This is a genomic window from Streptomyces sp. NPDC002537 (assembly GCF_053594975.1).
Map to the genome: position 1 here is coordinate 1 of NZ_JBSFWT010000153.1, position 9,301 is coordinate 9,301.

The following is a 9,301-nucleotide window of genomic DNA, read 5'->3' on the forward strand; positions in this document are numbered from 1 at the left end:
CGAAGATCGCCGTCACTTGCCCTCTCCCGGTGGATCGCCCCTGGCCCGGCTGCCATTCTCCCACCCGGCGGGGGCGAACACCCAGGGCGGTCAGCGGAGCGCTCACGCGGCGGCGGTCAGCGATTCCGCGGCACCGGCGGTCGCCTTCGGCACGAACGCCACGTGCGTATGGCCGCGCCGCAGGTCGATCTTCAGCCGTAGCCCGCCCGCGCGGGCGACGGCCAGGCCGACGCCGACCGCGGCGAGCGCGGAGACCACGCCGCCGGAGAGGAAGCCGATCCGGGCGCCGTACACGTCCGTGACCCAGCCGACGAGCGGCGCGCCCACCGGGGTGCCGCCCATGAACACCATCATGAACAGGCTCATCACCCGCCCCCGCATCGCGGGGTCCGTGGCGAGCTGGAGTGCCGAGTTGGCGGTGACGTTGATGGTCAGGCCGCACATCCCGATCGGTGCCAGCAGCAGCGCGAAGATCCAGAACTCCGGGGCCAGCGCGGCCGCGGTCTCCAGCAGACCGAAGAGCAGCGCGGCGCCGACGAGCAGCCGGGTCCGGGAGGTGCCGCGGCGCGCGGCGAGCAGGGCGCCCACCAGCGAACCGGCCGCCATCAGGGTGTTGAGCAGGCCGTACGTCCCCGCGCCGGCGTGGAAGACGTCGTCCACGTACGCCGTGAGCCAGATCGGGAAGTTGAACCCGAAGGTGCCGATGAAGCCGACGAGCACGATGGGCCAGATGAGGTCCGGGCGTCCGGCGACGTAGCGCAGGCCCTCGCGGAGCTGGCCCTTGCCGCGGGGTGCGCGGTCGACCTTGTGGAGTTCGGCCGTGCGCATCAGCAGCAGCCCGGCGATGGGGGCGACGAAGGACAGGCCGTTGAGCAGGAACGCCCAGCCGCTGCCCACGGCGGTGATCAGCACACCGGCGACGGCGGGGCCGACGAGGCGGGCGGACTGGAAGTTCGCGGAGTTCAGGCTGACGGCGTTGCGCAGGTCGTCCGGGCCGACCATCTCGACGACGAACGCCTGCCGGGCGGGGTTGTCCACGACCGTGACCAGGCCCCCGGCCAGTGCGATCAGATAGACGTGCCAGACCTGGACGTGCCCGGAGAGGGTGAGGGCGGCGAGCGCGAGGCCGGTGAGGCCCATCGCGGTCTGGGTGAGGAGGAGGAGCCGCCGCTTCGGGAGGCGGTCGGCGAGGACGCCGCCGTACAGCCCGAGGAGCAGCATGGGCAGGAACTGCAGGGCCGTCGTGATGCCGACGGCGGCGGATGAGCCGGTGAGGCTGAGGACCAGCCAGTCCTGGGCGATGCGCTGCATCCAGGTGCCGGTGTTGGAGACGACCTGGCCGGTGGCGAAGAGCCGGTAGTTGCGGATCCTGAGCGAGCTGAAGGTCCCGCCCCTGCGCTTGGTCGCGGTCGGGGCGGTGGTGCGTATGTCGTCGTCGTGGCTGTTCGGTGCGGGTGCGGATTCTGCTCCGGGTCCCGTACTCAAAGTGGCTTCGCCTCCTCCTTGGTGCGGTGATTACAGGTGCGCGAGTTTCTCCAGGACGGGCGCGGCGGCGCGCAGCGTCGCCCACTCGTCCTCGTCGAGCCGCCCGACCAGTTCGCTGAGCCAGACGTTGCGCTTGCGCCGGCTCTCCTCGAGCATGGCCTCGGCCCGCTCGGTCTGGGTGACCACCTTCTGGCGGCGGTCCTCGGGGTGCGGCTCCAGCCGGACCAGGCCCTTGGCCTCGAGCAGGGCGACGATGCGGGTCATCGACGGGGGCTGCACGTGCTCCTTGCGGGCGAGCTCGCCCGGGGTGGCGTGGCCGCAGCGGGCGAGCGTGCCCAGCACCGACATCTCCGTCGGGCTGAGCGACTCGTCGACCCGCTGGTGCTTGAGCCGTCGCGACAGACGCATGACACCGGAGCGCAGTGAGTCCACTGCGGCGGTGTTGTCCGTGGTGGCGTCGTTGTCTAGGGGGTCCGACATGTTCTTTAGGTTAACTCATTACCTGGACTAAATAAAGCGGGCCGACGGGGGCGCTCGGGGCGGCAGGGGGGTGTGTGGGGGCGCGAGGGCGGCGGAGCCGCCGGGTCACCGGGCGGCGGGTGCCCCTCCAGGGGCGCGGGGAAGCGTCGGTCTGCGGCTCCGCCGCGTGGGCGCGACCAGCCACCGACGGCCCGCAGCCGAACGACCGCACAAAATCCCGACCGGCACCTCCAGCGGAGCGCTTAGAGTGCCGGAGGCGCGGCGCGCACAAGATCAGAACGAGGGCGAGGGGCAGCACGATGCACGAGGGACGTTCCGGCGAGGCGGCACCGGACGGTGGCCGCGTCTGGTTCATCACCGGGACCGGTTCCGGCTTCGGGCGGGACATCGCCCGCGCCGCGATCGCCCACGGCGACCGGGTGGTGGCCACCGCGCGCGACACCGGGGCCGTCGCCGACCTCGTGGCGCTCGCACCGGACCGGGTGCGGGCCGTACCGCTCGACGTGACCGACGCCGAAGCCGTGCGCGCCGCCGTGACCGCCGCGGAGGAGGCCTTCGGCCGGATCGACGTCCTGGTGAACAACGCCGCGTACGGGCTGCTCGGCGCGTTCGAGGAAATCGGTGACGAGGAGATGCGCCGGAACTTCGAGACGAACGTCTTCGGCACGATGGCCGTCACCCGCGCCGTCCTGCCGCTCATGCGGCGGCAGCGCTCGGGCCGCATCGTGCAGATGTCCTCGGTGATCGGCGTGCTGGCGGGGCCGGGCGGCACCGCGTACGCCGGGACGAAGTTCGCCCTGGAGGGCATGTCCGAGGCCCTCGCGGCCGAGGTCGCGCACCTCGGCATCCGCGTCACGATCGTGGAGCCGGGCCCGTTCCGCACGGAGTTCGGCGGCAGCTCGCTCCGCTGGGGCACGCCGATGGACGACTACGCCGAGATCATCGCCCCGGCCCGCAAGGGGCTGGAGGCCTCGCACGGCAAGCAGCCGGGCGACCCGTACCGCGGCGCCGAGGCCATCGTCGCGGCCGTCGGCCTCGACTCCCCGCCGCTCCGCCTCCCCCTCGGGGCGGAGGCCTTCACCTGGCTCCGCGCCCACCTCGGCTACCGGCTGACGGAGCTGGACGCGGCGGAGCCGATCGGGTCGGACACGGCGTTCCGCCCGTCCGCGCAAGCATCCTGACGGATCGTCGGGAATCGGCGGCGCCGCCCGGTCCCCGGCGCCGCGGATCGGGGCGCCGGGCCCGGCCGAGGCGGGCCCGGCCGGAACTATCCTGGGAAGTGCGACTGCACCCTGTCCCAGGAGGCCGTCATGACCAGGAAAGTCGCCGACTGCCGCCGGTTCCCCAGCGAAACCAACTGCTCGCTCACCATCACCGGTGAGGAGGACGAAGTCGTCCAGGCAGCCACCGAGCACGCCATCTCGGTGCACAAGCACCAGGACGGGCCCGAGCTCCGCGAGCGGATCAGGGAGTTCCTGGAGGACGAGAAGGCGAAGGCATAGCCCCACAGCCGGGCATGACCCGCAACCGGGCACAGCCCCGTAACCGTCAGGCCGGGAAGCGGCGCCCCACCCAGCGCCACACCAGCTCCAGCGCCACGGCCGCCACCGCGGAGATCGCGACGGCGGCCCAGGGCATGGTCGTACCGACCAGTTTCAGCGCGAAGAAGCGCTGGAGCCAGGGCGTGACGAGCACGACCAGGAAGCCCAGCCCCATCGCGAGGACCAGCGCGACCCGCCACCACGTGTAGGGGCGGGCGATGATCGCCAGGACCCACATGGAGATCAGGAAGAGCGTCAGCGTCGCCACGCTGGTCTCCGCGTCCAGGGAGTCCGGCCAGCCGGAGTAGTAGGAGCGCGCGAGCAGGTACGCGGCGAAGGTGGCCGCGCCCGCGACGACCCCCGCCGGGACGGCGTACCGCATCACGCGCCGCACGAAGTGCGGCCTGGCGCGCTCCGTGTTGGGGGCCAGGGCGAGGAAGAACGCCGGCACGCCGATGGTCAGCGTCGACAGCAGGGTCAGATGGCGGGGCAGGAACGGGTACGGCACCCGTGAGCAGATCACGAGGATCGCCAGCAGCACGGAGTAGACCGTCTTGGTCAGGAACAGCGTCGCGACCCGGGTGATGTTGCCGATGACGCGGCGGCCCTCCGCGACGACCGACGGCAGGCTGGCGAAGCTGTTGTCGAGGAGGACGATCTGGGCGACGGCCCGGGTCGCCTCGGAGCCGGAGCCCATGGCCACCCCGATGTCGGCGTCCTTGAGGGCCAGGACGTCGTTGACGCCGTCGCCGGTCATCGCGACGGTGTGGCCGCGCGACTGGAGCGCCCCGACCATGTCGCGCTTCTGCTGCGGGGTGACCCGGCCGAAGACCGCGCCCCCCTCCAGGGCCTGGGCCATCTCCGACCGCTCGGCGGGCAGCCGGCGCGCGTCCACGGGGGCCTCCGCGCCGGGCAGCCCGAGCTTCGCGGCGACCGCGCCGACGGAGACGGCGTTGTCGCCGGAGATCACCTTGGCGGAGACGTCCTGCTCGGCGAAGTAGCGCAGGGTGTCCCCGGCGTCGGGGCGCAGCCGCTGTTCGAGGACGACCAGGGCCGCGGGCCGTACGCCCTCGACGACGCGCGGGTCGTCGAGCTCGCGCTCGGCGCGTGCCAGCAGCAGCACCCGCAGGCCCTGGGCGTTGAGCTGTTCGATGTCGGAGAGGGCGGGGTCGCCGTCCCGGAGCAGCACGTCGGGGGCGCCGAGCAGCCAGTTGCTGCTCTCGCCGTCGGGGCTGTTGAGGGCGGCGCCGCTGTACTTGCGGGCGGACGAGAACGGCAGCGACTCGGTGCAGCGCCAGCCCGAGCCGTCGGGATAGGCGTCGATGATCGCCTGGAGGCTGGCGTTGGGGCGGGGGTCGGACTCGCCGAGGGCGCCGAGCACCTGCCGTACGTACGTCTCCTCCGCGCCCTTGAGCAGCACCCGCAGCTCGCTGACGTCCATGCCGCCCTCGGTGAGGGTGCCGGTCTTGTCGAGGCAGACGGTGTCGACGCGCGCCAGGCCCTCGATCGCGGGCAGCTCCTGCACCAGGCACTGCTTCTGCCCGAGCCGGATGACGCCGATCGCGAAGGCGACGGAGGTCAGCAGCACCAGGCCCTCGGGGACCATGGGCACGATCCCGGCGACCATCCGCCGGACCGCCTCCCGCCAGTCGTGGCCCTGGACGACGAGCTGGCTGATGACGAGGCCGACGGCGGTCGGCAGCATCATCCAGGTCACGTACTTGAGGATCTGGCTGATGCCGGTGCGCAGCTCGGAGTGGACCAGGGTGAAGCGGGACGCCTCCTCGGCGAGCTGGACGGCGTACGCCTCGCGGCCGACCTTGGTGGCGGTGAAGGCGCCGCCGCCCGCGACGACGAACGAGCCGGACATCACCTTGTCGCCGGGCTTCTTCAGCACGGGGTCGGCCTCGCCGGTGAGCAGCGACTCGTCGATCTCCAGCCCGTCGGCCTCCCTGACCTCGCCGTCGACGACGCACTTGTCGCCGGGCCCCAGCTCGATGAGGTCGCCGAGGACGATCTCCCCGGTGGCGATCGCGGTGGGCACGCCGTCGCGGCGGACGGTCGGCCTGGCCTCGCCGATCACGGCGAGGGAGTCGAGGGTCTTCTTCGCGCGGAGTTCCTGGAAGATGCCGATCGCGGTGTTGGCGACGATCACGAAGCCGAAGAGGCCGTCCTGGATCGGGCCGACGACCAGGATGATCAGGAAGAGGACGCCGATGATGGCGTTGAAGCGGGTGAGGACGTTGGCCCGGACGATCTCCGCGGTCGAGCGCGAGGAGCGCACGGGGACGTCGTTGACCTCGCCTCTCGCCACGCGCTCGGCGACTTCGGCCTTCGTCAGGCCGGGGTGGTGCACCGGGGTCTGCGCCTCGCTCATGAGTCCGACGGTAAGCGCGCCGCTCCCTTCCCGAAACCGGGAGGGGACTCAGGTGGCGGAGGTCTCCTCCTGGGCGTCCCGCGCCGCCGCGTGACGGCGGATCGCCGCGTCCCGCTTGTGCACGTACCAGACGCCGATGAGCCCGAGGCCGCCGCCGGCCAGGCACGTCCACAGCCACCACAGGTGGTCGTGGTCGCTGAACCAGCCGTAGAACGGCAACTGGACGAGGAAGAGGACGAACCACAGGATCGTGCCGCCGGTGATGGTGGCGACGACAGGCCCCTCCAAGGGTTCCGGCGCCTCGTGCCTGGGTGTCCACTTCGTCATGGCGCAAGCCTAGTCCCCGGCGCGGGGGGCGAACGGCGGCGGGGCCCTTGCCTCATACGGGTCTACGCGCGGAGATAGCAATTCCCCGTTTGTTTATTCATACTGAATCGAACCGGATCCGATGGGGTGGTTTTGTTTGATCACCCAAATCGAGATCCACGTTTTGTTTCGCCAGCCGTTCTCCAGCCGTCTCCCCGCCTTCCCCCAGGCCCGCACGACTGAGGTCCCGTATGTCCTCCTCGGCCACCTCCCCGGTCGACGCCCAGCAGCCGCCGTCCCCCACGCCCGGCGGCTCCCCCCTCGACCGGTACTTCCGGATCACCGAGCGGGGCTCGTCCATCGCCCGTGAGGTGCGCGGTGGTCTCGCCACCTTCTTTGCGATGGCGTACATCATCGTGCTGAACCCGATCATCCTCGGGGCCGGTCACGACAAGTTCGGGCACCAGCTCGACAACGGCCAGCTGGTCACCGCCACCGCCCTGATGGCCGGGCTCTCCACCGTCCTCATGGGCGTGATCGGCAATGTGCCGATCGCCTGCGCCGCCGGCCTCGGCATCAACGCCGTCGTCTCGCTCCAGCTCGCGCCCAAGATGAGCTGGCCGGACGCGATGGGCATGGTCGTGCTGGCCGGTCTGGTGCTGATGCTGCTGGTCGCCTCCGGTCTGCGGCAGCGCGTCATGGACGCCATCCCGAACGGCCTGCGGCGCGCGATCGCCATCGGCATCGGCCTGTTCATCTCGCTGATCGGCCTGGTCGACTCCGGTTTCGTCACCCGCAACCCGGACGGCGCGCACACCACCGTGCCGATGGGCCTCGGCGAGGGCGGGCAACTGCACGGCTGGCCCGTACTGATCTTCGCGGCCGGCCTGGTGCTGACCTTCATCCTGGTCGTCCGCAAGACGCAGGGCGCGATCCTCATCGGCATCGTCGTGATGACCTTCATCGCGATCGTCATCAACTCGCTGGCCGCGATCCCCGACGCGAGCTGGGGCCTGAGCGTGCCGCAGGTGCCGGACAACGTCGTCGGCACCCCCGACTTCGGCCTCATCGGCCACATCAGCCTCTTCGGCGGCTTCCGCGAGGTGGGCCTGCTGACCGGCTGCCTCTTCGTCTTCACCGTGCTGCTGTCCGGCTTCTTCGACGCCATGGGCACGATCATCGGCGTCGGCGAGGAGGCCGGGCTCACCGACGAGAACGGCCAGCTGCCCAACATGGGCAAGATCCTGATGGTCGACGGCGTCGCCGTCGCCGCGGGCGGCCTCGGCTCCGCCTCCGCCAACACCTGCTTCGTCGAATCCACCGCGGGCGTCGGCGAGGGCGCCCGCACGGGCCTGGCCAACCTGATGACGGGCGGCCTCTTCCTGCTCGCCCTGGTCTTCACCCCGCTCGCCAAGATCGTCCCCTCGCAGGCAGCGACGCCCGCGCTGCTCGTCGTCGGCTTCCTCATCATGGCGGCCAACGTCAAGGAGATCGACTGGAGCGACTTCACGATCGCGATCCCCGCGTTCCTGACGATCATCTCCATGCCGTTCACGTACTCGATCACCAACGGCATCGGCATCGGCGTCCTCGCCTTCATCCTCCTCCGCATCGCCGACAAGCGGGCGCGGGAGATCCCGTGGCTGCTGAACGCGGTGGGGCTCTGCTTCCTCGTCTACTTCCTGCTGAATCCGATCGAGCAGATGCTCGGCGTGAAGTAGCAGGTGAAGTAAGGAGAATGCGGCGCCCCGCGGGAGGGGACGGGGCGCCGTCGAGACCACTCACACCCGTGAGCAGGCCACCAACCGCACTACAGCGCGTTGCCGTTGTAGTGCGGTTGGTGGCCTGCCGCGCGGATGGCCGTCCGCCGTTTCGCGTCGCGCAGTGATTCGACGGCGTCGCACCAGAGGTCGAGGTCCGGGGTCGCGCTCAGTTCGGCGGAGCGGGCCTTCGCCCGGCGGGAGGCCCGCTCCCAGTTCTTGGGGTCCCGCAAGGACATCAGGGCGTGGGTCCACGCGTTGAGGTCGTCGCGGTAGGCGAAGATCCCGGCCTCGCCGAGGGATTCGACCAGCCCGGGAGTGGGATGGGCGATCACCGGGATACCGGACGCCATGGCCTCCACCGCCACCCGCCCCCAGGACTCGTACAGGCTCGGCATGAGCATCACCCGCGACCGGCTGTAGACATGCCCGCGCATCTCCTTCCCCGGCACGCCGTCGACGACCTCGCAGTTGGGCAGCCGCGGCGGCGGCATGATCTGCTGCCCGTACGCACCACGGACGCCCAGGAACTTCCACTCCGGCGTCCACGCGGCGATCTGCCAGAAGATGTCGCCGCCCTTGTCGGGGTTGAGGTTCACCAGGGTCGCGCAGTCGCCCGGCTCGGTGCGGTACTCCTCCGCGATCACCGGAGGACGGACCACGACCGTGCGCCTGGGCAGGAACTCCTCGGGATACGTCGCGTAGAAGATCTCGCCGTCCCGCCGGATCCACTCACTGTTGTAGACCACGAGATCGGCACCCGCCGCGTCATGGAAACTCGTGGTGAAGTTGTCGTGGCAGATCACCACCACGGGTATCCGACGGGCCCTGGCAAGACCCGACACGAGCGGCACGTTCTCGAAGTGCGACAGGAGCACATCCGCCTTCTGCGCGGCGGCGGCGAAATCCGCGCCCTCCTGGTACGGGACCACCCGCACCCCGTCGATCTCGTAACTCTTCTCGATGCTCCCGGGATGCGACAGCCAGACCGTCACCCGGTGACCACGCTCGCTCAAGGGCCGGAGCATCGAATGCAGCATCCACTCCGAACCCGCGTTATGGGCCGGCGGATACCCGTACACCCGGGCCACGATGGACATGCTCCGCGACGAGCGGAGCGGGGTCAGAGGAGGTCTGTGCGGGCGGGGTGCCACCGATTCCACCTGTATGTACTCCCTACCGGTCGGTGACGATACGGGACAGAGGCGTGCGGTCGAGCGGTCCCGGCCGCCGCGGCCGGGACGTCCTGGGGGGCGGCACCAAGAACGCCTCGGAGTCGCTCAACCTCGTGGCCAACATGCTGGGCTGGGCCGACGAGCCCTACCGCGTGGACCACGACACCGAGATCGTCA

8 protein-coding genes are annotated in these 9,301 nt (G+C 70.8%); 3 read left to right on the forward strand and 5 right to left on the reverse strand.

The features are described 5' to 3' along the window. Positions 1-102 precede the first annotated feature (102 nt). Both ACWD4A_RS34510 and ACWD4A_RS34515 read right to left on the reverse strand, forming a co-directional pair. Positions 103-1,485: an MFS transporter gene (locus ACWD4A_RS34510; protein ID WP_451200304.1), complete on the reverse strand. Its 1,383-nt coding sequence runs from the start codon at positions 1,483-1,485 to the stop codon at positions 103-105. Positions 1,486-1,515: 30 nt separating this feature from the next. Then, positions 1,516-1,965 (reverse strand): MarR family winged helix-turn-helix transcriptional regulator, encoded by a 450-nt coding sequence (locus ACWD4A_RS34515; RefSeq protein ID WP_451200306.1) that lies wholly within the window; start codon positions 1,963-1,965, stop codon positions 1,516-1,518. A 299-nt stretch (positions 1,966-2,264) separates the two neighbouring features. Between ACWD4A_RS34515 and ACWD4A_RS34520 the strand changes: the two genes are divergently transcribed. Next, the gene (locus ACWD4A_RS34520; protein ID WP_451200307.1) at positions 2,265-3,146 is read left to right on the forward strand and encodes an oxidoreductase; all 882 of its coding nucleotides are present in this window, start codon (positions 2,265-2,267) and stop codon (positions 3,144-3,146) included. A gap of 129 nt (positions 3,147-3,275) precedes the next feature. Then, positions 3,276-3,467 carry a DUF1059 domain-containing protein gene (locus tag ACWD4A_RS34525; protein WP_451200310.1) on the forward strand — a complete coding sequence of 64 codons (192 nt, stop codon included), beginning with the start codon at positions 3,276-3,278 and terminating at the stop codon, positions 3,465-3,467. A 46-nt stretch (positions 3,468-3,513) separates the two neighbouring features. Here the strand turns inward: ACWD4A_RS34525 and ACWD4A_RS34530 are convergent, their stop codons facing one another. Continuing rightward, the gene (locus ACWD4A_RS34530; protein WP_451200311.1) at positions 3,514-5,883 is read right to left on the reverse strand and encodes an HAD-IC family P-type ATPase; all 2,370 of its coding nucleotides are present in this window, start codon (positions 5,881-5,883) and stop codon (positions 3,514-3,516) included. Between the two features lie 48 nt (positions 5,884-5,931). After that, the gene (locus tag ACWD4A_RS34535; RefSeq protein WP_451200313.1) at positions 5,932-6,210 is read right to left on the reverse strand and encodes a DUF2530 domain-containing protein; all 279 of its coding nucleotides are present in this window, start codon (positions 6,208-6,210) and stop codon (positions 5,932-5,934) included. A 230-nt stretch (positions 6,211-6,440) separates the two neighbouring features. Between ACWD4A_RS34535 and ACWD4A_RS34540 the strand changes: the two genes are divergently transcribed. Continuing rightward, the gene (locus ACWD4A_RS34540) at positions 6,441-7,910 is read left to right on the forward strand and encodes an NCS2 family permease (RefSeq protein ID WP_451200315.1); all 1,470 of its coding nucleotides are present in this window, start codon (positions 6,441-6,443) and stop codon (positions 7,908-7,910) included. A gap of 89 nt (positions 7,911-7,999) precedes the next feature. On the opposite strand, the gene ACWD4A_RS34545 is transcribed toward ACWD4A_RS34540, so the two are convergent. Beyond that, complete coding sequence (locus tag ACWD4A_RS34545) at positions 8,000-9,049, reverse strand: glycosyltransferase family 4 protein (RefSeq protein WP_451200317.1); 1,050 nt, start codon at positions 9,047-9,049, stop codon at positions 8,000-8,002. Positions 9,050-9,301: the final 252 nt, after the last annotated feature.

Coding starts and splice junctions, on each gene's coding strand:
- ACWD4A_RS34515 (WP_451200306.1), bottom strand. CDS start 1,965: ATGTCGGACCCCCTAGACAACGACGCCACCACGGACAACACCGCCGCA.
- ACWD4A_RS34520 (WP_451200307.1), top strand. CDS start 2,265: ATGCACGAGGGACGTTCCGGCGAGGCGGCACCGGACGGTGGCCGCGTC.
- ACWD4A_RS34525 (WP_451200310.1), top strand. CDS start 3,276: ATGACCAGGAAAGTCGCCGACTGCCGCCGGTTCCCCAGCGAAACCAAC.
- ACWD4A_RS34530 (WP_451200311.1), bottom strand. CDS start 5,883: ATGAGCGAGGCGCAGACCCCGGTGCACCACCCCGGCCTGACGAAGGCC.
- ACWD4A_RS34535 (WP_451200313.1), bottom strand. CDS start 6,210: ATGACGAAGTGGACACCCAGGCACGAGGCGCCGGAACCCTTGGAGGGG.
- ACWD4A_RS34540 (WP_451200315.1), top strand. CDS start 6,441: ATGTCCTCCTCGGCCACCTCCCCGGTCGACGCCCAGCAGCCGCCGTCC.
- ACWD4A_RS34545 (WP_451200317.1), bottom strand. CDS start 9,049: ATGTCCATCGTGGCCCGGGTGTACGGGTATCCGCCGGCCCATAACGCG.